At 71.1% G+C, this 23540-nt stretch carries 18 protein-coding genes; 7 read left to right on the top strand and 11 right to left on the bottom strand.

The features are described from left to right. Positions 1–4: 4 nt before the first annotated feature. Entirely contained in the window at positions 5–763 is a 759-nt protein-coding gene (locus ACIBKY_RS08895) for an IclR family transcriptional regulator (protein WP_397095675.1), read from the bottom strand. A gap of 93 nt (positions 764–856) precedes the next feature. Further along, positions 857–2227, bottom strand: coding sequence for an APC family permease (locus tag ACIBKY_RS08890; RefSeq protein WP_397095674.1), 1371 nt, complete (start codon positions 2225–2227; stop codon positions 857–859). A 101-nt stretch (positions 2228–2328) separates the two neighbouring features. Between ACIBKY_RS08890 and ACIBKY_RS08885 the strand changes: the two genes are divergently transcribed. Further along, on the top strand, positions 2329–2928 hold the full coding sequence (locus tag ACIBKY_RS08885) for a TetR/AcrR family transcriptional regulator (protein WP_397095673.1): 600 nt from the start codon (positions 2329–2331) through the stop codon (positions 2926–2928). A gap of 18 nt (positions 2929–2946) precedes the next feature. Here ACIBKY_RS08885 and helR read toward each other — a convergent pair whose 3' ends face one another. Further along, on the bottom strand, positions 2947–5094 hold the full coding sequence (helR, locus tag ACIBKY_RS08880) for an RNA polymerase recycling motor ATPase HelR (protein WP_397095672.1): 2148 nt from the start codon (positions 5092–5094) through the stop codon (positions 2947–2949). A gap of 700 nt (positions 5095–5794) precedes the next feature. Between helR and ACIBKY_RS08875 the strand changes: the two genes are divergently transcribed. Next, positions 5795–9118 carry a DNA-directed RNA polymerase subunit beta gene (locus tag ACIBKY_RS08875; RefSeq protein ID WP_397096863.1) on the top strand — a complete coding sequence of 1108 codons (3324 nt, stop codon included), beginning with the start codon at positions 5795–5797 and terminating at the stop codon, positions 9116–9118. A gap of 41 nt (positions 9119–9159) precedes the next feature. Here the strand turns inward: ACIBKY_RS08875 and ACIBKY_RS08870 are convergent, their stop codons facing one another. Then, the gene (locus ACIBKY_RS08870) at positions 9160–11793 is read right to left on the bottom strand and encodes a DUF6493 family protein (RefSeq protein ID WP_397095671.1); all 2634 of its coding nucleotides are present in this window, start codon (positions 11791–11793) and stop codon (positions 9160–9162) included. Between the two features lie 103 nt (positions 11794–11896). Further along, the gene (locus ACIBKY_RS08865) at positions 11897–12358 is read right to left on the bottom strand and encodes a pyridoxamine 5'-phosphate oxidase family protein (RefSeq protein WP_397095669.1); all 462 of its coding nucleotides are present in this window, start codon (positions 12356–12358) and stop codon (positions 11897–11899) included. A 96-nt stretch (positions 12359–12454) separates the two neighbouring features. Between ACIBKY_RS08865 and ACIBKY_RS08860 the strand changes: the two genes are divergently transcribed. From ACIBKY_RS08860 to ACIBKY_RS08850, 3 genes are all read left to right on the top strand, one after another. Continuing rightward, complete coding sequence (locus ACIBKY_RS08860) at positions 12455–13318, top strand: alpha/beta fold hydrolase (protein ID WP_397095668.1); 864 nt, start codon at positions 12455–12457, stop codon at positions 13316–13318. Between the two features lie 190 nt (positions 13319–13508). Then, positions 13509–14381 (top strand): RNA polymerase sigma factor SigJ, encoded by an 873-nt coding sequence (sigJ, locus tag ACIBKY_RS08855; protein ID WP_397095667.1) that lies wholly within the window; start codon positions 13509–13511, stop codon positions 14379–14381. Positions 14382–14448: 67 nt separating this feature from the next. Further along, positions 14449–15591, top strand: a complete 1143-nt coding sequence (locus ACIBKY_RS08850; RefSeq protein WP_397095665.1) for an NAD(P)/FAD-dependent oxidoreductase — start codon at positions 14449–14451, stop codon at positions 15589–15591. A gap of 46 nt (positions 15592–15637) precedes the next feature. On the opposite strand, the gene ACIBKY_RS08845 is transcribed toward ACIBKY_RS08850, so the two are convergent. After that, on the bottom strand, positions 15638–16039 hold the full coding sequence (locus ACIBKY_RS08845) for a hypothetical protein (protein ID WP_397095663.1): 402 nt from the start codon (positions 16037–16039) through the stop codon (positions 15638–15640). Positions 16040–16152: 113 nt separating this feature from the next. Continuing rightward, positions 16153–16635, bottom strand: coding sequence for a hypothetical protein (locus ACIBKY_RS08840; protein WP_397095661.1), 483 nt, complete (start codon positions 16633–16635; stop codon positions 16153–16155). A gap of 37 nt (positions 16636–16672) precedes the next feature. Here ACIBKY_RS08840 and ACIBKY_RS08835 point away from each other — a divergent pair, with 37 nt between their 5' ends. Both ACIBKY_RS08835 and ACIBKY_RS08830 read left to right on the top strand, forming a co-directional pair. Beyond that, positions 16673–17278 (top strand): TetR/AcrR family transcriptional regulator, encoded by a 606-nt coding sequence (locus tag ACIBKY_RS08835; protein WP_397095659.1) that lies wholly within the window; start codon positions 16673–16675, stop codon positions 17276–17278. A 178-nt stretch (positions 17279–17456) separates the two neighbouring features. Continuing rightward, positions 17457–19031 (top strand): ABC transporter substrate-binding protein, encoded by a 1575-nt coding sequence (locus ACIBKY_RS08830; RefSeq protein WP_397095657.1) that lies wholly within the window; start codon positions 17457–17459, stop codon positions 19029–19031. On the opposite strand, the gene ACIBKY_RS08825 is transcribed toward ACIBKY_RS08830, so the two are convergent. From ACIBKY_RS08825 to ACIBKY_RS08810, 4 genes are read right to left on the bottom strand one after another with little or no spacing between them, the layout of a single operon-like run. After that, positions 19015–19821 (bottom strand): SDR family oxidoreductase, encoded by an 807-nt coding sequence (locus ACIBKY_RS08825; RefSeq protein ID WP_397095655.1) that lies wholly within the window; start codon positions 19819–19821, stop codon positions 19015–19017. The genes ACIBKY_RS08830 and ACIBKY_RS08825 overlap by 17 nt on opposite strands. Before the next feature lie 44 nt (positions 19822–19865). After that, positions 19866–21395 carry an alkaline phosphatase D family protein gene (locus tag ACIBKY_RS08820; RefSeq protein WP_397095653.1) on the bottom strand — a complete coding sequence of 510 codons (1530 nt, stop codon included), beginning with the start codon at positions 21393–21395 and terminating at the stop codon, positions 19866–19868. A gap of 9 nt (positions 21396–21404) precedes the next feature. Next, on the bottom strand, positions 21405–22718 hold the full coding sequence (locus ACIBKY_RS08815) for an ABC transporter substrate-binding protein (protein ID WP_397095651.1): 1314 nt from the start codon (positions 22716–22718) through the stop codon (positions 21405–21407). Positions 22719–22732: 14 nt separating this feature from the next. After that, positions 22733–23539 carry a carbohydrate ABC transporter permease gene (locus tag ACIBKY_RS08810; protein ID WP_397095649.1) on the bottom strand — a complete coding sequence of 269 codons (807 nt, stop codon included), beginning with the start codon at positions 23537–23539 and terminating at the stop codon, positions 22733–22735. Position 23540: the final 1 nt, after the last annotated feature.

The raw sequence follows: 23540 nt of genomic DNA, 5'->3' as shown, positions 1-23540 counted from the left end.
ACCGTCAGCCCTGCTCGGCGATCGCCTTGCGCAGGCTGTTGCCCAGCTCCTCCATCCGCGCCGGGGGCATCCTGTCCTTGATCGCGGTCACGCTCACCGCGGCGACCGGGGCGGTCCTGCCCAGGAACAGGGGGGCCGCCACACACCGCACGCCCGGCTCGTTCTCCTCCAGGTCGAGCGCGTAACCGCGGCGCCGTACCTGATCGAGGTGGGTGGCCAGCTTCGCCGGGTTCGTGATCGTGTTGCGGGTCCTGGTCGCCAGCGGGCCGAACCGCTCGGCCCAGCCCTTGATGGCCTCGTCGCTCGGGTACGTCCAGGCCAGCAGCGCCTTGCCCACGCCCGTGCAGTGCGCGGCGTTGCGCCCGCCCACCACCGAGGTCATCGTGATCGAGCGCACCGCCTCGACCTTGTCCAGGTAGACCACCTCGATGCCGTCGAGCGTCGCCATGTGCACGGTCTCGGCGAACTCCTCGCTGAGCCGCAGCAGCAACGGCCGCACGAGCGTGCGCAGATCCATGCTCTCGTAGAACCTGAACGCGGTCGCGAGCATCTCGGTGCCCAGGAAGTACGGCCCGCTCGGCTCGGGCTGCGCGGCGAACCCCCGGTGCTTCAGCGCGCCGAGCAGCCGATGCAGCGAACTCTTGGGCAGCCCGAGCCGCGTGGCCAGCTCGTCGAGCGTGACTCCGCGGCTGTGCCTGCCGATCTCCTGAAGGATCAGCAGGGCACGGTCCACGCTTCCCACCGGTGACTGGGTCTCCGCCATAACGCCTCCCTCGCTTATTCCGGATAATGGAATGCTAGAGCGTTATGCGGAAGATCCGTAATCGACCTGTCGTTCAGTTCCTGCTTCTGCTGGTCATTCGGGGTCGTCGGCGGTGTCGTGGAGGGTCCAGGTTCCGCGCGGCCGTACGACGGTGAGGTAGACCACCGTGCCCGCCACCAGGATGGCGGCGGTGACGATCAGGCTGGGGCGGCCGATCACGGGGTCGATGGCGCTGGTGTAGATCACGTACGCCAGCGCGGCCAGGGCCACCACGGGGGCCAGCGGGTACAACGGCATCCGGTAGACGCCGTGGGCGGTGCTGCCGTTGCGGCGGCCGCCGATGACGGCGACGCAGAGGGCGGCGTAGATCACCACCAGGGACGTGCCGGTGACGACCAGGAGGTAGCGCTCCGGCACGAAGCAGAGCGCCGCGCTGACCGCGCCGGCGGCGATCGTCGCGGTCCAGGGGGTGCCGAAACGCGGGTGGATGCGGCCGAAGAGGGCGTTGACCCGCGCCGGCCAGGTCGCGTCGCGGGCGCTGCTGAAGATCAGGCGCGCGGTGAGCAGCATGATGGCGATCACCGCGTTGGCGATGGCCAGGGCGACGCCCAGGCTGATCAGGGTGTTCAGGGTGCCGCCGCCGTGCTCGGCGACGACCTGCTGGACCACGTTGCCGCCATCGAGGCTGCCGGCCGACAGCAGGACGGCGGTGATCGGGATGAGTTCGGCGGCCACGGTGATGGCCAGCGCCCACAGGATGACCCGGGCGATGTTGCGCCGGGCGCCGTGGGTCTCCTCGCCGAAGTAGACGGCGGAGCCGTACCCGTTGTAGGAGAAGATCGCCACGGCGGTGGCGAGCGCGATCAGCCCGAGCGTGGCGGGGGAGCCGTCGGGCGCGACCGGGTTCACCAGCAGGTCGGTGAAGGGACGCTCGACGTTGAGCACGCCGATGGCCGACAGCGCGAGCAGGGCCAGCATCTCCAGGGCCAGGAAGACACCGGTCACCACGGCGTTGAAGCGGATGTCGAAGACCGCCACCGCGGCGGCGAGGGCGACGGTGACCGCGCCCGCGAGGGGACCGTGCAGGCCGGGGAACAGCACGCCCAGGTACGTGCCGACGCCCAGGGCGATCACCGCGAGGATCAGCAGCTGCGTGACCAGGACCAGAACCAGCGCCAGGAAACCGGGCAGCCGGCCGAGTGTCCTGCCGATGATCGTGTACTCGCCGCCGGTCAGCGGATAGGCCGACGACAGCTCGGCGTAGACGAAGGCCATGAAGACGCCCACCACCGCGGCGAGGACGTAGCTCCAGAACGCGCCCGTCCCGGCCTGCCGGACCACGCCCGGGCCGATGATGAAGACGGACGAGGCGGGAGTGATGGCCGACAGGACGATCAGGAGAGTTCCGAACGCGCGCAGCCCGCGCTTGAGCCGGGCACCGGGACGGGTCTGTGACGTGCTCATCCGCGCCTCCATACTTTTAACAAGCATCAAAGAACTCCGCTGAACCGCAGTCAATAGCGGCCGACTAAAGTTTGAGATGCCTTCAAAGAATGCGAGGTGCCATGGCACGACCGAGCCGCGCCCACGAGCGGCGCGCCCATCTCATCGCCGCGGCCAGGCGCAGCGTCGTCGAGCGGGGACTTCTGGGCCTGCGCCTGCGCGACGTTTCGGAGGAGGCGGGCATGTCCTCCGGCTCGGTGCTCTACTACTTCCCCGGCCTCACCGAACTGCTGCGGGAGGTGCACCGCGAGGCCGTCGAGCGGTTCTGCGACGAGCGCGAGGCCGTCGTGCGCCACGAGAGCGACCCGCGGCGCCAGCTGTCGGCGATGATCTCCAGCGGCCTGCCCGGCGACCCGCGCGACGAGCTGTGCGTCCTGCTGTACGAGCTGGGCGCCATCGCCAGGCGCGACGCCGCCTGCGCCGCCGCCTACATCAAGCTCTACGAGCGGCAGGTCGGCATCTACGCGGCCATCCTGCAGGCGGGCGCCGCCTGCGGCGCGTTCACGCTGAGCGACGATCCGCTGGCGATCGCGCGTAACCTCGTGACGCTGGAGGACGGCTACGGCCTGCACATCACGATGGCCGTGCCCACGCTCTCGCCCGCGCTGGCCGAGCGCCACCTGCGCGCGTACGCCGCCGGGGCCACAGGCGTGAACCTGTGACCCGGAGGCGCACGCACCCTACGAACCGGTGAGGATGACGAGCTGCCGCGTCGCTCTCGTCATCGCGACGTACCGGTCGACCGCCCCTTCGATGCCCTCGCCGAACCTGTCCGGGTCGACGAGGACGACGAGGTCGAACTCCAGCCCCTTCGACAGCTCCGGCGTCAGCGAGCGCACCCGCGGCGTCGCCCGGAACGTGGGGTCGCCGATGACGCAGGCGATCCCGTCGGCGCTCCCGGCGAGCCACGTGTCGAGGATCTGCTGAAGGTCGGAGACCGGTCCGCGCACCACGGGCAGGTCGCCGCGGCGGATCGAGGTCGGTACGTTGGCGTCGGGCAGCGCGGCCCGGATGACCGGCTCGGCCTCGGCCATCACCTGCTCGGGCGTGCGGTAGTTGACGCTCAGGGAGGCCAGGGTGACCCGGTCGAGCCCGATCCGCTTCAGCCGTTCCTCCCACGACTCGGTGAACCCGTGCCTGGCCTGCGCGCGGTCCCCGACGATGGTGAAGCTGCGCGAGGGGTTCCTGAGCAGCAGCATCTGCCATTCGGCGTCGGTCAGCTCCTGCGCCTCGTCCACGACGACGTGCGCGAACGGCCCGGCCAGCACGTCCAGGTCGCTGGCCGGTGGCGCGCCCTCGTCGACCAGCGCGTCCTGCAGGTCCTTTCCGTGGAGCATCGTCACCGCGCCCTCACCGTCGTCGTCGGCCTCCAGCAGGCGGTCGATGGCCTCGGCCATGTGGGCGCGCTCGGATTCCGCGGCGGCCTTGCGCCGGCGCCGGCGCTTGGCGGCCTCCGGGTCGCCGAGCCGCTGGCGGGCCGCGTCCAGGAGCGGCAGGTCGGACACCGTCCAGGCCTGCGCGTCCTGGCGCTGCAGCGTGCGGATCTCGTCGATGCTGAGCCAGGGCGCGCACAGGCGCAGGTAGGCGGGCACCGTCCACAGGTCTCCGACGAGGTCGGCCGCTTCGAGCAGCGGCCAGGCGCGGTTGAAGACCTCGCGCAGTTCCCTGTTCTGTGTCAGAGACTTGCGCAGCAGGTGCTCGGGTGCCTCGCCGTCGTGCCGGTCCACCAGGATCGTGAGCAGTTCCTGCCAGATCTGCTCGCGCGCGTCGTTGTGCGGCGTGCCGGGGTCCGGCGCCTCGAACGCCTCGGCCCAGTCCTCGGCGCCCAGCCGGATGTCGGACCAGGGGGTCGTGACCGTCATCGGCTTGGCGGGCGGGTTCTCGTAGAACCTGACGGCGGGCTCGATCGCCGTCACCATCTCGGCCGACGACTTCAGCCGGGCCACCTCCGGGTCGGCCTCGGCCGTCGCCCCCGCCCCCTCGGCGACGAGGTCGCGCAGGGTGCAGGTCTGCACGCCCTCCTCGCCAAGGCTCGGCAGTACGTCGGCGACGTACGCCAGATAGGGCTGGTGCGGACCGACGAACAGCACGCCGCCACGGTGGTGGCCGAGACGGGGATCGGAGTAGAGGAGATAGGCCGAGCGGTGCAGGGCGACGACGGTCTTGCCGGTGCCGGGACCGCCGTCGACGACCAGGGCGCCGCGCGAGCCCGCGCGGATGATGGCGTCCTGGTCGGCCTGGATGGTGCCCAGCACGTCGCGCATCCGCGGCGAGCGGCTGCTGCCCAGGCTGGCGATGAAGGCGGACTGGTCGTCGAGCGCGGCGTGCCCCTCGAACCCGTCGGAGGTGAACACCTCGTCCCAGTAGTCGCTGATCCGGCCGCGGGTCCAGCGGTACCTGCGGCGGCTGGCCAGCCCCATCGGGTTGCCGTGGGTGGCGCCGAAGAACGGCTCGGCCGCGGGGGAGCGCCAGTCGAGCAGCAGCCGGCGGCCGTCGCTGTCGGTGAGGCCGAGCCGGCCGACGTACACGGGCTCGGCGCCGTCCGCGCTCACCATGTGCCCGAGGCACAGGTCGAGGCCGAAGCGGCGCAGCGCGCGCAGGCGGGCCGAGATCCGGTGGATCTCCAGGTCCCGGTCCAGCGCCTGCCGCCCCTTGCCGCCCGGCGCCCTGCGCTCGGCGTCCAGGCGGCCGGAAAGCTCGGCGATCGACTGCTCAAGGCTGCGCGCGATGGCGGCGAAGTGCCGCTCGTCGTCGGCGATCAGCGCCGGGCCTGCCTTGGGGGCGAGGTGGGCGGGTAGGTCGAACGCGCTGGTGTTCAGGTGGTTCACGTCCTTCGGTGGCGAATCTGGGTTGTATGGTCGCGGCCAGGGTGCCCGCCCGTGTGGCGGGCCCGGGGTCAGCGCCGTCTCCAGGGCGCGGTCCGGCCGGCTGGGACACGCGCCGGGAGGCGTCCGCGGCGGTCGGGGGCGCCGAGTTCCCGCAGCCGCACCGCGAGTCCCAGCATGGGTCCGACGTCGCCGCGCGAGCCGTACGTCGTCAGCAATACCCGCATTCTGTCCCCCGTTTCCGCAGGTTCTGGCCTCGGCCAGCGAGTATGCGGCATGCCGGGGGTCTTGCCGCAAGCCCCCCGGTGCGCTATACGTTGAGAGTGGAAAGGCGCGGGTCTTCCCCTTTCCCTCACGTCCGCTCCGCCGGACCACCTACTCTTGCGCCCTACGGCGATGCCTCTCGTGGACGATTTTTTCGAATTGACGAGGCCCTTCGAGGCGTGTAATAATGAAAATGCGTTGAGGTTGACAAGCAAAGTAGTTGTGGACTTCTGTTTGTGTTTTAGGGTATGCTGCCGTTTCGCACGACCCTTTGGTGCCCCGCTTTCGCTTAGCGATTGACGGGGCGTCCGGCATGCGTGCGCTCGGATCCATCCGCGCCGCCTCGGAAGGACAACTGTTGGCAGCTTCACGCACCGCTCCACCTCGCCTCTCCTTCGCCCGCATCCAGGAGACCCTCGAAGTCCCCGACCTGCTGGCCATGCAGACCGAATCCTTCGACTGGCTGCTGGGCAACGACAACTGGCGGGCGCGCAAGGACATCACGCCCCAGTCCGGCCTGGAAGAGATCTTCGAAGAGATCAGCCCGATCGAGGACTTCTCCGGGACCATGTCCCTGTCGTTCCGCGACCACCGGTTCGAGCCGCCCAAGCACTCGGTCGAGGAGTGCAAGGACAAGGACATGACGTTCACCGCCCCGCTCTTCGTGACGGCGGAGTTCATCAACAACGCCACCGGTGAGATCAAGAGCCAGACGGTGTTCATGGGCGACTTCCCGCTGATGAGCCCGAAGGGCACGTTCATCGTGAACGGCACCGAGCGGGTCATCATCTCCCAGCTCGTCCGCTCTCCCGGCGTCTACTTCCACCGCGCCCTCGACAAGACCTCCGACAAGGACCTGTACAGCTGCCAGGTGATCCCCTCGCGTGGCGCCTGGCTGGAGTTCGAGATCGACAAGCGCGACAGCGTCGGCGTCCGCATCGACCGCAAGCGCAAGCAGCCCGTCACCGTGCTGCTGAAGGCGCTCGGATGGACCAACGAGCAGATTCTGGAGCGCTTCGGCCAGTACGAGTCGATGCGGGCCACCCTGGAGAAGGACCACACGGCCGGCCAGGACGACGCCCTGCTCGACATCTACCGCAAGCTCCGTCCGGGCGAGCCGCCGACCAAGGAGTCGGCGAAGGCCCTGCTGGAGAACCTCTACTTCAACCCCAAGCGCTACGACCTCGCCAAGGTCGGCCGCTACAAGATCAACAAAAAGCTGGACGTGGACGCGGAGATCACCCGCACCACGCTGACCGAGGACGACCTCGTCGCCACGATCGACTATCTGCTTCGCCTTCACGCGGGGGTTGAAGGCGCGGAGATCGACGACATCGACCACTTCGGCAACCGTCGTCTGCGCACCGTCGGGGAGCTCATCCAGAACCAGGTCCGCCTGGGCCTGGCCCGGATGGAGCGCGTCGTGCGTGAGCGGATGACCACCCAGGACGTCGAGGCGATCACGCCGCAGACCCTGATCAACATCCGCCCGGTCGTCGCCTCGATCCGGGAGTTCTTCGGCACCTCGCAGATGTCGCAGTTCATGGACCAGACCAACCCCCTGGCCGGTCTGGCCAACAGACGCCGCATGTCCGCGCTGGGCCCCGGCGGCCTGTCGCGGGAGCGGGCGGGTGTGGAGATGCGTGACGTGCACCCGTCCCACTACGGCAGGATGTGCCCGATCGAGACGCCGGAAGGCCCGAACATCGGCCTCATCGGCTACCTGGCGTGCTTCGGCCGGATCAACGCCTTCGGCTTCGTCGAGACGCCCTACCGCAAGGTCGTCGACGGCAAGGTCACCGACCAGGTCGACTACCTGACCGCCGACGTGGAGGACCGCTTCGTCAAGGCGCAGGCCAACACGGCGCTCAACGCCGACGGCACCTTCGCCGAGTCCCGCGTCCTGGTCCGCACCAAGGGCGGTGACACCGAACTCGCCCGTGCCGAGGAAGTCGACTACATGGACGTGTCACCGCACCAGACGGTGTCGGTGGGCACGTCGATGATCCCCTTCCTGGAGCACGACGACGCCAACCGCGCCCTGATGGGGGCGGGGATGCAGCGGCAGGCCGTACCTCTGCTCAGGAGTGAGGCGCCGCTGGTCGGAACCGGCATGGAGTACCGTGCGGCGACCGACAGCGGTGACATGATCATGGCCGAGAAGGCCGGTGTGGTGGAGGAGGTCTCCGCCGACTACGTCACCGTGATGAACGACGACGGCACCCGCATCACCTCAAGGGTGGCCAAGTTCAAGCGTTCCAATCAGGGCACCTCGTTCAACCAGAAGCCCATCGTCGTCGAAGGCGACCGGGTCGAGGCCAACCAGGTGATCGCCGACGGTCCCTGCACCGACCAGGGCGAGATGGCCCTGGGCAAGAACCTGCTCGTGGCGTTCATGCCGTGGGAGGGCCACAACTACGAAGACGCGATCATCCTGTCGCAGCGGCTGGTGCAGGACGACGTCCTGTCCTCGATCCACATCGAGGAGCACGAGGTCGACGCCCGTGACACCAAGCTGGGCCCCGAGGAGATCACCCGGGACATCCCGAACGTCTCCGAGGAGCTCCTGGCCGACCTCGACGAGCGCGGCATCATCCGCATCGGCGCCGAGGTCGAGCCCGGCGACATCCTCGTCGGCAAGGTCACGCCCAAGGGCGAGACCGAGCTGACCCCCGAGGAGCGGCTGCTGCGCGCGATCTTCGGCGAGAAGGCCCGCGAAGTGCGCGATACCTCGCTGAAGGTGCCGCACGGCAAGTCGGGCAAGGTCATCGAGGTTCGGGTGTTCTCCCGCGAGGAGGGCGACGAGCTTCCCCCCGGTGTCAACGAGCTGGTCCGCGTGTACGTGGCCCAGAAGCGTAAGATCACCGACGGTGACAAGCTCGCCGGCCGCCACGGCAACAAGGGCGTCATCTCCAAGATCCTGCCCGTCGAGGACATGCCGTTCCTCGAGGACGGCACGCCGGTCGACATCATCCTCAACCCGCTGGGCGTGCCCGGCCGGATGAACATCGGGCAGGTCCTGGAGAACCATCTGGGGTGGATCGCCGCCCGCGGCTGGGACATCACCGGTGTGCGGGAGGCCTGGGCGCAGCGCCTCCGGGAGAAGGGCTACGAGCGGGTCGAGCCGCGTACCAACGTGGCGACGCCGGTCTTCGACGGCGCGAACGAGGAGGAGATCGTCGGCCTGCTCGGGCACACGCTGGAGACCCGCGACGGCGACCGGCTGGTGCAGGAGAGCGGAAAGGCGGTGCTGTTCGACGGACGTTCGGGGGAGCCGTTCCCGTATCCGATCGCCGTCGGGTACATGTACATCCTGAAGCTGCTGCACCTGGTGGACGACAAGATCCACGCCCGGTCCACCGGCCCGTACTCCATGATCACCCAGCAGCCGCTCGGCGGTAAGGCCCAGTTCGGTGGCCAGCGCTTCGGTGAGATGGAGGTGTGGGCGCTGGAGGCCTACGGCGCGGCCTACGCCCTGCAGGAGCTCCTGACCATCAAGTCCGACGACGTCCTCGGCCGGGTCAAGGTCTACGAGGCCATCGTCAAGGGCGAGAACGTCCCCGAGCCGGGCATTCCGGAGTCCTTCAAGGTGCTCATCAAGGAAATGCAGTCGCTGTGCCTGAACGTCGAGGTGCTCTCCAGCGACGGCATGTCCATCGAGTTGCGCGACACCGACGAGGACGTCTTCCGGGCGGCGGAAGAGCTCGGCATCGACCTGGCCCGGCGCCCGAACGAGGGTGCGATGTCCGTCGACGAGATCTGACCCGGGGTGCCGGTGCCCGCGCGCGACGGGCACCGGCCGGGTCACGCGGAGATGGTCTCGTGCAGGCGGCGGGCCTCGTACAGGACGAGGCTCGAGCCCTTGCGCGCGGCCATCTCGGCCAGTCCGGTGATCTCGGCCCGCGCGCCCGCGAGCGCGGCCGCCTCTACGCCGACGCCCAGCAGGTCGCCCAGCCCGGCGCGCGGTCGTTCGCCGGGGCCGGGCAGCAGGGGCGGGAGTGCCACGGCGAGCGCGTGCCACACCTCGGCGTGCGCGCCGGTCTCGGTCAGGTCGCCGAGCGAGCCGGTGACCTGCTTGAGCGGGACGAGCTGGTGCCGGAGCAGCTTCGCGAGGGCCCATCCGAGGTCGCCGGCGGGCAACTGCCCGCGGGCGGCCAGCGTGCGGGCCGCGTCGAGCGCCGCCGCACGCCGGGCGTCGCGCCGGTGTCCGAGACCGCCCGCGATCGCGAGGGCGGTGGCCTGGCCCACGGGGCCTTCGCCATGGGCCAGGGCGGCCAGGGCGTCCGTCCTGACGTCGTTCGCCTCGGGGATGAGGGGCATGCAGCGCACGAGCGCGGTGGCCACGATCTCGCGGTGCGAAGGCATGATCGTCGGCCACCACATGGCGTCGCGCGGGTAGGAGAGATAGACGTGGCGGGGCTGGAGCATCCACAGCTCCGCCAGCCATCCGGGCAGGCCGGCGGGCGGCTTGATCGTGGGGCGCAACTGACGGGTCCAGGTGTGGGCGGCCGGCTCCTCGTGCAGTTCCCACGTCACGGCGGGGTCCGGCCACCCGCCCGCACGCAGCCAGGCGGCCAGGGTCCGCCCCGCCCGCGTCGGTAGCTTCTCCGCCCGGGCCTGCAGTCCGGGGTCGGTGCGGCGGGGCAGCCGCAGCAGCGCCTGCTCGAAGTCGGCGGGGAGCGGCTCGCCGTTCCCGAGCGTCTCCATCCGCTCCACCAGGGTCGCGGCGGCGACGTGGCCGGTGGGTTCGGTCGGGGTGGCCAGCAGCGCGGGAACGCTCCGCTCGCGTTCGAAGAGCGCGATCACCTCCTCCAGGCGGCGCCGCAGGAGGATCTGGGGCGGCCAGTCGTGGGCGGCGTGGTAGGCGTCCGACCCGGCCGACGCCGCGCTCACCTCCCGGCTCCGCTCCGGTGCGACGAGCGCCAGCGCGCATCGGGCCAGCAGGGCGTGCACCCCGCGGTCGTGGCTGAGGAAGTGGTCGAACACGTGCGGGCCGGAGCCGGCGGGCACCGGCAAGCGCCGCTCCCACCAGGGCCGCAGCGCCGCCGCCATCGCGTCGCGGTCGCGGTGGGCCAGCTCGACCAGCCCGGCCAGCACCCGCTCGCACGCGTGCGGCTCCTCCGGCCCGCCCAGCTCCCGCAGCGCCGCGACCACCTCGCCCGGCGCGGCCAACGGCGGCGCGAGGGCGGGCAACCCGCTCGCGCGCAGGACGGCGCCGACCGGGGGCTCGGGCTCGATCACGGCGCTCGCGCCATAGGCGGCGGCCACCTGCTCCCGCGGGCCGGAGGGCAGCAGGCCGGCGGCCGCGCGGATCGCCTCCCGGCCGGTGCCGGCGGCGTGCGGGGCCAGCGTGAGCGCGAGCCGTACCGCGCGCTCACGCAGAGCCGGGGTGTTCACCTCGAACACCGGAGCCAGCGCGCCCACCGCGCCGCCGCCCCTCGGCGCGGGCGTGCGCGCCAGCCACCGCACGGCGGCCCGCACGAACGTCTTCTCCGGCCGGTACGCCAGCGCCCCCACGGCCTCGGCGAACAGTTCGTCGTCCAGCAGCCCCGCGCTCTCCGCCCGCCCGAGCTCCTCCAGCGCGAGCTGCGCCAGCGGCGACGACGCCCGCGGCAGCAGGCGGACGAAGTCGAGAACGGGAAGCTCGTCCGGCTCCGGTGCCAGCAACCGCCAGAGCCGGACGAACGGGGCGATCTCCTCGGCCGGGCCATCGGTCAGGAACCGCCGGGCGCAGCCGCCGACCAGCGTCGCGCGCGCCACCTTGCCCTCGTCGGCCAGCACGGCCAGCTCGGCCAGAATGCTCAGCCCCGAGTTCCACCGCTCGTCCCGGGCCAGCGGACCGGCCACGCCCAGCGCCGTGAACAGGCGCGGCACCAGGAAACCGAGCAGCGGATCGTCGTCGAGGCCGCCGCCGCGGTTCCAGCGCCGGCGCAGCACCAGCCCCTCCACCCAGCCGGCGACGAAGGCGTCACCGTCCGGCGGCTCGATACCCGTATCGGCCACCAGGGCGGCGGTCAGATCCCAGCCGGGCATCGCCTCGTCGCGCCGCCGCGACCTGCCGGTCGGCCGGCGCAGCCCGTCCGCCAGCCGTAAGGCCAGCTCACGACGCCACTCCACGCCACGGTCGCGCAGCACGGACATGATCCGGCGCGCGTCGCGCTCGGCGTCGGCCGGGCGGCGCAGCTCCCTGCGGTTCAGCCAGGCCGCCACCTGGCGGGCGCCGGTGAAGCAGGCCGCGCCCGCCAGCCGGTAGCCGGGCGCCATGCCCTCGATCTCCCAGCGCGCCTCCACCCCGCCGCGCAGCTCCTCGGCCAGGTGGGCGGGCAACTGCACGGCGACCGCGCGCCGCCCCAGGTCGTTGAGCCCGTCCAGGAACCTCGCCAGCTCCTCGTCTTCGCCCGCCTCGATGCGGTCGAGGGCCTCCCGCCAGGGGTTCACGCGGGTGCCCCGTCCGCCGGGGCGTTGCGGGCCGTCACCGCGGCCCGTCCCAAACAAGCGATCATGGCCGGGACCATAGCCGCCGCCCCCGACAAACCTCGCTCTACGTCACGTCAAGCCACTTGCCGTCGAGCATGATGTCGCGCCCGGCGAGCTCGTTCACCTCGCGCCAGGCCTGCACGTGGAGCGGGACGATGCGGTAGTAGGGATAGGAGCCGCCCTGCTCACGCGGGTCGAAACCGGCCTTGGCGGCGAACGCGTCGCCGACCTCGGCCGGCAGCTCGGCGGACGGGATCACCTCACGGAGCTCGCCGTGGATCAGGACGACGTCGCGCGTGAGCCCGAGCGCCACCCTCACCCTGCCGGTGGCCTCCAGGAACCTGGCCGTCGGGTTCGTCCTGGACGTGGAGACGAGCATCGCCTCGCCGTCCCACAGGAACGACAGCGGCATCAGGTACGGCAGGCCGGCCGGATCGGCGGTCGCGAACCAGGCGTCGACGTCGCGGTCGAGCCGGTCCAGGGTGTCGCGGATACGCCGGCCGGGGTCACGGGCTGGAGGATTCACAGAGGTCAGGGTAGCGCCGGGCGCGCATTCACGAGTTCGTCAGGGGGCCGGAGTAGGGTCCGATGAGTTACCGGCACGAAAGGGGTCTCCATCGTCATGACCACGCACACGCTCACGACTCCCGAGGTCGACCTCGTCTACGACGTTCACGGGCCGCTGCCCACGGCCGACGGACGCCCGCCGCTGTTCCTGATCGGCCAGCCCATGGATGCCACCGGGTTCAGCTCGCTGGCGGAGCACTCCGCCGAGCGCACGGTGATCACCTACGACCCGCGCGGGCTCGGCCGCAGCACCCGCAAGGACGGCCGGCACGACCACACGCCCACCACGCAGGCCGGCGACGTGCACGCCATCATCGAGGCCCTCGGCGCGGGCCCGGTCGACATGTTCGGCAGCAGCGGCGGCGCGGTGACCGCGCTCGCGCTTGTGGCCGCCCACCCCGGCGACGTCGTCACGCTGGTGGCGCACGAGCCGCCGCTCATCCCGGTGCTGCCCGACGCCGAAGCGGCCGAGCGCGCCAGGGCCGGCGTCCGCGAGGCGTACGAGAAGAACGGCTGGGGCGCCGGGATGGCGGCCTTCATGGTGATGACCGGGTGGAAGGGCGAGTTCACCGACGACTACTTCGCCCAGCCCGCGCCGGATCCGGCCGCGTTCGGGATGCCGGCCGGGGACGACGGCTCGCGCGACGACCCGCTGCTGTCCGACCGGTCCTGGGCGGTCAGCGGCTACCGGCCCGACGCCGGCGCGCTCGCCGCGGCCCCGACGCGGATCGTCGTCGCCGTGGGGGAGGAGTCGGCGGACGTCTTCACCGGACGCACCGCGGTGGCGACGGCCGAACTGCTCGGCCGGCGTGCCACGGTCTTCCCCAGCCACCACGGCGGCTTCCTCGGCGGCGAGTTCGGCTACGCCGGGCAGCCGGAGGCCTTCGCCCGCAAGCTGCGCGAGGTCCTCAACGGCTGAGCGTCGAGCCGGCGGGATCATCGACAACATGGGCGGCTGCCTGCTGAAGGACGAGGAGTCTCGCGGCCACGGGGACGAGCGGATCCGCTGCGTCCTGGGTGAGAACTTCCTGCGGGTGTTCGAAGACGTGAGCGGCTGAGCTCTTTGCCTAGAATCGGAGGCCGCTCACCGATGCGAGGAGGCCAGCAGGGTGGAGGCGAACGGCACGCCGGCGGAGGCGGACTGGCACGCGCATCGCCCCGCGATCTTCGGGGCGGCCTACCGGATCCTCGGCACCGTGGCCGAGGCCGAGGACGTGACGCAGGAGGTCTGGCTGCGCGCCGCCGCCGCGGACCTGTCCGAGGTGCGGGATCTGCGGGCCTGGCTGGTGACGGTTTCCGCCAGGACGTCGTACAACGTGCTGCGCTCGGCGCGGGTCCGGCGCGAGTCCTATGTGGGCCCCTGGCTGCCGGAACCGCTGCTCACCGGCCCTGACGCCGCCGCCCAGGTGCTGGTCGACGAGTCGGTGGGCACCGCGATGCTGGTGGTCATGGAGACGCTCACGCCCGCCGAACGGGTCGCGCTGGTGCTGCACGACGTTTTCGGCTTCCCCTTCGACCAGGTCGCCGACGTGCTCGGGAACACGGCCGCCGCCAGCCGTAAGCTCGCCTCCCGCGCCAGGGCGCGGGTCGCCGCGGCCGAGGAGCCGCCCCGGGCGTCCAAGGCCGAGGTCGAACGGGTGCTCAAGGCGTTCAAGGCGGCCGCCGACGCGGGGGACATGGCCGGGCTCATCGAACTGCTGGCCCCCGAGGCCGTCTACGTCGGCGACGGCGGCGGCAAGGTGACCGCGGCACGCAGGCCGCTCCAGGGCGCCGAGCTCATCGCCATGCTGGCCGTGCGCACGATCGAGATCCTGCGCCCCGACGCGTACCGGATCATCGAGGTGAACGGCGGGCCGGCCATGGCCACCTACGCCGGCGGGAAACTGGTCTGGGTCGACACCGTGGAGGTCGCCGGCGGGCGGATCACGGCGTTCAGGAGACTGGCCAATCCCGAAAAACTCGCCCACCTCGGTCACATCTGAATCCTCTGTCTTGTCTCCCTGCCGAAACCCCCGTTCCCGGGGGTGAAAGCTGAGAGAGGACGGGACGATGGCACACGTTGTGATCATCGGAGGTGGCTTCGCGGGCGTGTGGAGCGCGGCGGGAGCGGCGCTGGCCCGCGCGGACGCGGACCTGCGCATCACGCTCATCGCGCCGAACGGGCACCTGGTGCTGCGGCCGCGCCTGTACGAGCCGGAGCCGGACCTGGCCAAGGTGGAGCTGAGCAGGATTCTCGGGCCGATCGGGGTCGAGCACCTGCGGGCCACGGTGAGCACGATCGACACCGGCCGCCGCGTCGTGGTGGCCGACGGCGTGGAGATCGGCTACGACCGCCTGGTGCTGGCGGCGGGCAGCAAGCTCGTGCGGCCCCGGGGGCTGCCGGGGGCGGAACGGCTCTTCGACATCGACACCCTGGACGGCGCCCGGCGGCTGACCGGCCACCTGCGGGGGATCGAGGGCTACTCCGCCGTGGTCGCCGGCGCCGGGTTCGTCGGGCTGGAGGCCGCGACCGCGCTGGCCGCGCGCGGCCGGGTGCTGCTGGTGGACCGGTCGGAGGTGGTCGGGCACCGGCTCGGCAGCGGCCCGCGCGCGCACATCGAGGCGGCGCTGGACGAACTGGGCGTGGAACGCCGGCTCGCGACCACGGTGACGGAGGTCGGCGACGGGTACGCGGTGCTGTCCGACGGGACCAAGGTCGCGGCGGACGCGGTGGTCTGGTCCGTCGGGCTGCGCGCCAGCGAGCTCACCCGGCAGGTCTCCGGCGAACTCGACCACCTCGGCCGGGTGCCGGTGGACCGCCACCTGCGTGCGTCGCCCGAGGTGTTCGCCGCCGGTGACACGGCCGCGGCGCCGTTCGACGCCGGGCACACGGTCATGCAGGCCTGCCAGCACGCCGTCCCGCTCGGCAAGGTCGCCGGGTACAACGCGGCGGCCGACCTGCTCGGCCGGCCGCCGCGCGACTTCACGCCGGCTCCCTATGTCACGTGCCTGGACCTGGGCGGGGCAGGAGGATTGTTCACCCGGGGCTGGGACCGCAAGGTGATGGCCTCGGGCGCCGCGGGCGCGGACGTCAAGCGGCAGATCAACGCGTACATCCACCCGCCGGTCGACGACGCCGGGCGGATCCTCGCCGCCGCCGACCAGGTCTACGAGGCCCTCCCCTTCTTCCCCCGGGAGGAGGAGGCCGCCTGACCTTCCACCCACGGTGCGGCGGCCCGCCGGGCCGCCGCACCGGCGGTCATGGGGTGCCCGAGCGGCAGATGGGGGTGGTGTGGAACTGGACGGACGCGCCGGTGCCGTCGGAGATCACGGCGCGGATGTCGTACCTGAACGTGGGCTGGCAGCCGATGCCCACGAAGGAGCGGTTGTCGAAGGACGGGATGGCGTTGCCGTTGACGAACCAGCGGATGGCGACCGGCGCGACCGCGCCGCTGACGTGGACCTCACAGAGGAAGCGCCGGGCGATCGCCTCGCAGCCGGCGCTGTCGAGGGTCAGGGCCATCGCGCTCGCCGCCTGGGCCGTCGAGGCTGTGGCGGCTGAGGCGGTGGCGGCTGAGGCGGTGGAGGTGAGCGCGCCCGGCGCCGTGAGCAGGCCGGCCGCCAGCAGGGCCGGTAGTGCGATTTTGTACGACTTACGCATTCCAATCTCCTTTTGGGTGATCGGTTCTCGTGTGGCGACGGGATGGCCCGTCCAACCCCTTGCTTCGCTGGGTCGGGGGTCGCGGATGAAGGGGCGGCCTCAGTGTAGAGATCTCAGCGCGGCCGCCGGGTGGTTTCCCGCTCCGCGTACGGCACGCCGGCCGTCCGCGACCTGAACAGGATGACCAGAGCCTCGCCGAGCAGCCCGGCGCCGATCGACAGCGGCATGGACCTGGCCTCGGCGTGCATCCCCGCCGCCACGGCCAGCGCGCCCACCCCCAGGCCGATGGCCAGCGTGATGGCCCAAACCACCAGGGTCTTCCAGGTGTAGCGGTGCCAGAGGACGCCTTCGCGGGCGTACACGACGGTGGTGGCGGCGCGGATCACGCCGAAGAGCACCCCGAGCGCGATCGTGACGGCCAGCCAGCCGAGGTCGGCCGCGGACAGGTCGCGCTGCGGCAGGCCGTGCGCGCCGATGGCGGCCATGACGACCGGGGGCACGTAGACGTCCTTGGCGATGAGCGGCCGGCCGCGCATGCGCCCGGCCACGACATAGCCGATCAGGCCGACGATGAGGAGTATTTTTAGCACGTCCATGCCAAATAAAATAGCAAGGTCGTGCTATAAAGGCCACATGCCGAAAGTGGTCGATCCGGAAGCGCGCAGGGACGAGGTCGTGGACGCGGTGTTCCGCGTCGTGCGCCGCGCGGGCTTCGAACACGCGTCCCTGCGCAACGTCGCCGAGGAGGCCGGGCTGGCCATCGGCTCGGTCAGGCACTACTTCGACAGCCACACCGACCTGATGGTGTTCGCGATGCGGGCCTGCCTCGACCGGGTGGCCGCGCGGCTGATGGAACGGGCCGGGCCGCTGCTGGCCGAACAGGATCGCGACGCCAGGGCCGAGGGCGCGGAGCGGATGTTGTCGGAACTGCTGCCGCTCGACGATCAGCGGCGGCAGGAGACCACGGTGTGGCTGGCGTTCGCGACGGCCGCCCGCACCCGGCCCGAGCTGGAGCCGCTGGCACGCGAGTCCTACGACGGCATGCGCACGCTGGTACGCCGGGTCGTCGACGGCCTGGCCAGGCGCCGCCCGCTGGACGCGGAACTGGAGACCGAGCGGCTGGCCGCGCTCATCGACGGACTGACGCTGGAGGGCGTGCTCCGGCCGGACCGGATGACGCCCGAGCTGATGGCCCGCACCCTGCACCACCACCTCCGGACACTCACCGGCCACCTGTAGCGACCTGGTGAGCTCCTCGATCTGGCCGCGGGCTCCTGCCGCATCGGTACGCCTGCTCCGGCTCGATCGTGTGCGGGACCGTATCGGGCCGACGGCTCGGGTGTGTGGCACGAGGGCGGGGCGGAGTTTCGTCGGGTGGCACGAAGATGCGGCGGCGGGCAGGTACCACTGTTCGTGCATGAAGAAAGCAGCGGTGCTCGCCGCCCTGGCTCTGGCCGCGGCCGCGTGCGGTGGCGGGGGCACGCAGGCCCCCGCGGGTGGTCCGGTCGCGGGCGGCACGTTCACCTACGCCCTGTCCGCCGACCCCGGTGTGCTCGACCCGGCCACCGGCGTGCTCGGCGCCACGAACCTGGTGCTGTCGGTCGCCTACGACACCCTGGTCGCCAGTACCGAAGACGGCACGATCGTGCCCGGTCTCGCGCAGAAGTGGGAGGTCAGGCCGGACTCGGTGACCTTCACCCTGCGCAAGGACGTCACCTGTTCCGACGGCTCCAGGCTCACCCCCGCCGACGTCGCGCAGAACGTCAACCACATCGCCGACCCGGCCACCAAGTCGCCCATCTACGGCGTCCTGCTGCCGGTCGGAATGAAGGCCGTGGCCGACGACGCCGCCGGGACGGTGACGCTGTCCACGCCCAAGCCGTTCTCCTTCATCCTGCAGAGCGCCGAGAGCCTGTTCATCGTCTGCGGCAAGGGCGTGAAGGACCGCGCGTCCATCGCCCGGGCCACGTCCGGTACGGGCCCGTTCGTGCTGAAGTCGGCCGTGCCCGGCGACTCCTACACCTTCGAGGTCCGCAAGGACTACGCCTGGGGTCCCAACGGGGCCACGTCGAAGGGGCTGCCGGACAAGGTGGTGCTGAAGGTCGTGCCCAACGAGCAGACCGCCGCGAACCTGCTGCTGGCCGGGTCCATCAACGGGGCCACGTTCTACGGCGCCGATCGTACGCGCCTGGAGGCGGCGCCCGGCATCGGCAAGATGCTGCCGTCGGCCGGTCAGCACCAGTTCTTCTACCACCAGGGCGACGACCGGCCCACCAAGGACCCGGCCGTGCGCAAAGCGCTGACCCAGGCCGTCAACCTGCCGGAACTGGGCGGCATCGCCACCAGCGGGACGGGCAGGCCGGCCACAGGCATGGTCGCCGAGCCCAGGCCGTGCAAGGGTGACAGCGTGGCCGGTCACGTGCCCGCCTTCGACGCCGCCGCCTCCGCCGCGGGGCTGGACGCCGCCGGCTGGAAGGCGGGTCCCGACGGAATCCGGGTCAAGGACGGCAAGCGGCTGTCGCTGCGCTACCTCTACGTCACCACGAAGGGCGCGGGCATCCAGGCGGCCGCCGAGTACCTGGCCGCCACCTGGAAGAAGCTGGGCGTCGAGATCAAGCTCAACGGCGTCCTGGACACCAAGCTGGCCGAATCGCTCAACGCCACCCAGGACTGGGACGTGGCCTGGCTGCCGATCGGCGTCACCCTGCCCTCGCAGCTCGTCGGCTTCCTGAGCGGGCCCGCGGCGCCCAAGGGGGCCAACTTCGCCCACCTGGCCAACGAGCGCTACGGCAAGCTGGTCGAGGAGGCCACGCTGAAGCCCGGCGAGGCGGGCTGCAAGCTGTGGCTGGAGGCCGAGTCGGCGCTGTTCGAGAACGGCGACCTGGTTCCCGTCGCCGACACCACCGTGCTGGTGGCCACCAAGAACGCCACGTTCAACCTGGTCCTCGGGTTGTTCGACCCCACCTCGATCCGGCTCACCCAGGGCGGCTGAGGTGGAAGAAGCGGCCGTACAGCCGCCGGAACACCGGATGGGGGAGTACGGCGCGCAGCCACGGCAGCATGCGGGCCTGCGCCCCGATCCGGTAGACGGGGCGCGGGCGGCGGGCCTCGACGGCCCGGACGATGCCGTCGGCCACCGGCGCCGGGGACGGGCCGTCGATCTGTAGCCGCCGGAACCGTTCGATGACCCGCGTGCGTACCGGTTCGTAGCCGGAGATCGGGTCGCTCTCCCGCATCGCGGCCGCCGCCCCGGTACGCACGCTGGTGGCCTCGACGCACGCCACCCGCACTCCGAACGGCGCGACCTCGTAACGCAGCGCCTCGGCGTAGTGGTTCACGGCGGCCTTGCTGGCCGAGTAGATCGCGTGGAACGGGATGGCGGCGACGGCCGCGGTGGAGCTCATCAGGACCAGCCGGCCCGCGCCCTGCTCGCGCATGGCGGGCAGCGCCGCGCGGACCAGCTGGTGGGCGCCCAGCAGGTACGCCTCCAGCTGGGCCAGGGCCAGTTCGTCCGAGGTCTCCTCCACTGCCCCGGCGACGTAGAAGCCCACGCTGTACACGAGCGCGTCCAGGCGCCCATGACGGGCGAGGACGTGGTCGACACACGCCCGGACGGATCGTTCGTCGCCGGCCTCCAGGGCGAGCGGGGTCACTCCCGGGATGTCGACGCGAGCCGCCACGCGGCTGGTTCCGTACACCTGATGACCGCGACGGGCCAGTGCCCGCGCGGTCTCCAGCCCCACGCCCGACGAGGCGCCCGCCACCAGGACGACAGAGATCATGCCCAGACACTATGGGAGTGGGTACAGAAAATCAACCCACCTGGTCACGCTGGATTCAGGGTGGGATTGCCGGGTTCGATGACGAAGGAGCCCGAGGTGTGGGCGGGGGCGTCCGGCCGGGTGACGTAGGGCAGCGAGCGGAAGTCGACCCTCATCTCGCTCGTGGTGACCTTGGCGCGCACGTAGCCGCGCCGGCCGTTGAAGAACTTGACGTGCGGGTTCTCGGCCAGGAGCTGCTTGGTGTTGGGGTACTCGTCCAGGCCGTCGCCCGCCGAGGTCACCGAGGTGGTGACCAGCTCGACCGCCACCGGCCTGGACTCGCGCCTGATCTCGCCCGCCCAGTGGGAGTGCACGTCGCCGGTGAGCACGACGCCGTTGCGCCGGTTGTCCTCGATGGCGGCCGTCAGCCTGTCGCGCGAGGCGACGTAGCCGTCCCAGCCCTCGTTGGACCAGCCCTTGGCCTCGCCGTTCACCCAGTCCATCTCCATCATGAAGACCTGCTGGCCCAGCAGGTCCCAGGTGGCGCGGGAACGGCGCAGCTCGCCCTCCAGCCAGGCCTCCTGCCGGCGGCCGAGGATGGTCCGCTCCGGCGCGAACCGCTCCGCGCACTCCGGGCCGACGGTCCCGGACCGGCCGGTGCAGGCGTACAGGTCGCGGTACTGGCGGGTGTCGAGCAGGTGCAGGTTGGCCACCGCTCCCCAGCGGATGCTGCGGTACAGCCGCAGCGCCGGGCCGTCGGGGCGCTGGGCGCGGCGCAGCGGCATGTTCTCGTAGTAGGCCTGGAAGGCGGCGGCCCGGCGCGGCAGGAACGGCGGCTCCGGCTGCTCGGGGACGTCGCCCGCCCAGCCGTTCTCCACGTCGTGGTCGTCCCAGACCACCGTCCAGGGCGCGATCGCGTGCGCCGCCTGCAGGTCGGGGTCGGCGCGGTGCTGCGCCAGGCGCAGGCGGTATCCGGCCAGGTCGACACACTCGCCGCCGGCCTGGTCGCGCACCGGGGCGCGATAGTCGCCGTACTCGTAGAAGTAGTCGCCGAGGAAGGCGATGAGGTCGGGCTGGTCCTCGGCCATGCGCCGGTACGGGGTGAACCAGCCCGTCTGGTAGTCGGCGCAGGAGGTGAAGGACAGGTTCAGCGCGCGGCTACGCGTGCCCGGGGCGGGGGCGGTGACGGTCCTGCCGACCGGCGAGATCTCGGAGCCGGCCCGGAAGCGGTAGAAGTAGTCGGCGCCGGGCTCGAGCCCGTGTAACTCGACGTGGACGCTGTGCGCCGCGTCCGGGCGGGCCACCGCGGCTCCCGCGCGCACGACCCGCCGGAAGTTCTCGTCCTTGGCGACCTGCCACAACACCGGCACCGGCCGGTACGGCATGCCGCCAAGACCGTCGAGCGCGAGCGGATCCATGGCCAGGCGGGTCCACAGGACCACGCCGTCGGGCGCGGGCTCGCCCGAGGCGACACCCAGCCGGAAGACATCGGATAAGGGGGCGCGCCGGGCCGCCGCGCGCACGGGGGAGTCCCCCAGTGCGGCGGTCAGGCCCACGCCGGCGCCCCCGGCGAACAACGATCGCCGGGTGATCATGAGGAACTCCTACTTGATGGTCGCGTTGCCGTCCGTGACGGCCTGGTCGAGGCCCTGCTTCACCGGGAGCCGGCCCAGGTAGATCTCGTTGAAGATGGAGTTCAGCTTCTGCTCGAAGCCCGTCCAGCCGGTCACGATCGGCATGTTGAACGTCGTGCCCTTGGACTCCTCCAGGTACGGAGTGACGTCGATCTTCTTGGTGTTCTTCCAGAAGTCGACGTAGCCCTGCGCCAGCGCGTCACCCTTGAGCGCGGGGAAGGCGAAGCCCTGGTCGGCCATCGACTTCTGCGCCTCCTCGGTGCCCAGGTAGGCGGCGAGCTTCTTGGCCTCCTCCAGGTGCTTCGACTTGGCGTACACCGCCTCGCCCAGGCCGTTGATGTTGGCCGAGCGGCCCTTGGGGCCCTCGGGCATCATCGCGACGCCGATCTCGAACGCCGCCTCGGGCGCCACGAACGGCAGCAGCGCGTTGTTGGCCGGGTACATGGCGACCTGGCCGCCCTTGAACATGTCGGCGGCCGTGCCGGTGGGCGGGTTCGTCTGGCTCGCGGGCGGCGAGACCTGGTGCTTGTTCACCAGGTCCACGCCGAACTGCACCGCCTGGACCGAGGCGTCGTCGTTGAAGGTGTACTTGCCGAACGGCTTGTCGATGAGCTTGCCGCCGTTGGACTCGATCCAGTTCATCCACTGGGTCTGCGAGTGGTTGGCCGAGGCGAAGCCGTACACCTTGGTCTTGGCCGCGTTGAAGCCGGCCTCGCCGGGGTGCTTGCCGGCCTCGTCCACGGTCAGCTTCCTGGCCAGCTCAAGCAGCGTGCCGGAGCCGTCGGGGGCCCAGGTGAGCTTGTCCGGCATCTCCACGCCGGCCTTCTTGAACAGGTCCTTGTTGTACAGGACGCCGGGCATGCCCCAGTCCTTGGGCACGCCGTACAGCTTGCCCTCATAGGTGTTGGAGGCGACGACGTTGGGGTGGTACTTCGCGGTGTCCAGCCCGAGCGAGCCGAGGTCGGCCAGCACGCCCTTGGTGGCGAATTCGGGGAAGTAGGTGACCTGCATCCAGAACACGTCGGGGCCGCTGCCCGCGACCGCGTCGGCGGTGAGCTTGGTCCAGTAGTCGTCCCAGGGCAGGACCTCGATCTTGACCTTGATGTTCGGGTTGGCCTTCTCGAAGGCGGCCATGACCTTGTCGTAGCCGACCTTCTGCTGCTCGTCCCAGATGCGGTAGGTGAGCGTCACCGGCCCGCCGGCGTCGGAGGATCCGGAGCCGCAGGCGGCGAGGGGGAGCAGGGTCAGCGCCGCCAGGGCGAGGCGGAGACGGGGGGATTTCATGGGGGGTACGCCTTTCACTTCAGCCCGGTCAACACGACCGACCGGACGATGTAACGCTGGAAGAAAATGAAGATCACGACCATCGGGACCAGCGCGATCAGCCCGCCGGACATGATCGCCGTGTAGTCGACGCCGATGCCCACCTTGAGCGCCGCCAGGGCGACGGTGATGACCTTGGTCTCGTCGCCGCTGGTGATGATCAGCGGCCACATGAAGCTGTTCCACGAGGAGATCACGGTGATGATCGCCAGCGTGCCCAGCGCGGGCTTGCACAGCGGCAGCAGTACCCGCAGCAGGATCGTCAGCGGCCCCGCGCCGTCCATGCGCGCGGCCTCCTCCAGTCCCGCGGGCAGGCCGCGGAAGAACTGCCGCATGAGGAAGATCCCGTACGGCGTGCCGAGGATGTACGGCACCAGCAGCCCGCCCCAGGTGTTGATGAGGTCGAGCTGACGCATGATGAGGAACAGCGGGATGACCGTCACCGCGACCGGCACCATCATCGTCGCGACGAACATCCAGAACAGCGCTTCCCTGCCGCGGAAGCGGAGCCTGGCGAACGCGTAGGCGGCGAACGTGGTGAACACCAGCTGCCCGGCCGTCAGCGCGAGCGTCATGAGCAGGGTGTTCAGGATGAAGGAGGGGAAGTCGCCGCCCAGCAGCTTCTCCAGGTTGGCCGTCGTCATCGGGTCGCCGGGCAGCCACGGCGCGGTGGTGTGGAGCTGGGCGCGGTCCTTGAAGGCGGTCAGCACGACCAGCAGATAGGGGAAGACGGAGACGAACGCGCCGACGACGAGGACGGCGTAGAGGAGGAATCGCTTCACG

The organism is Nonomuraea sp. NPDC050394, from assembly GCF_044459065.1.
GTDB lineage: Bacteria > Actinomycetota > Actinomycetes > Streptosporangiales > Streptosporangiaceae > Nonomuraea.
The sequence above is the reverse complement of the archived record's forward strand: the minus strand, read 5'-3'. Positions and strand labels throughout refer to the sequence as shown.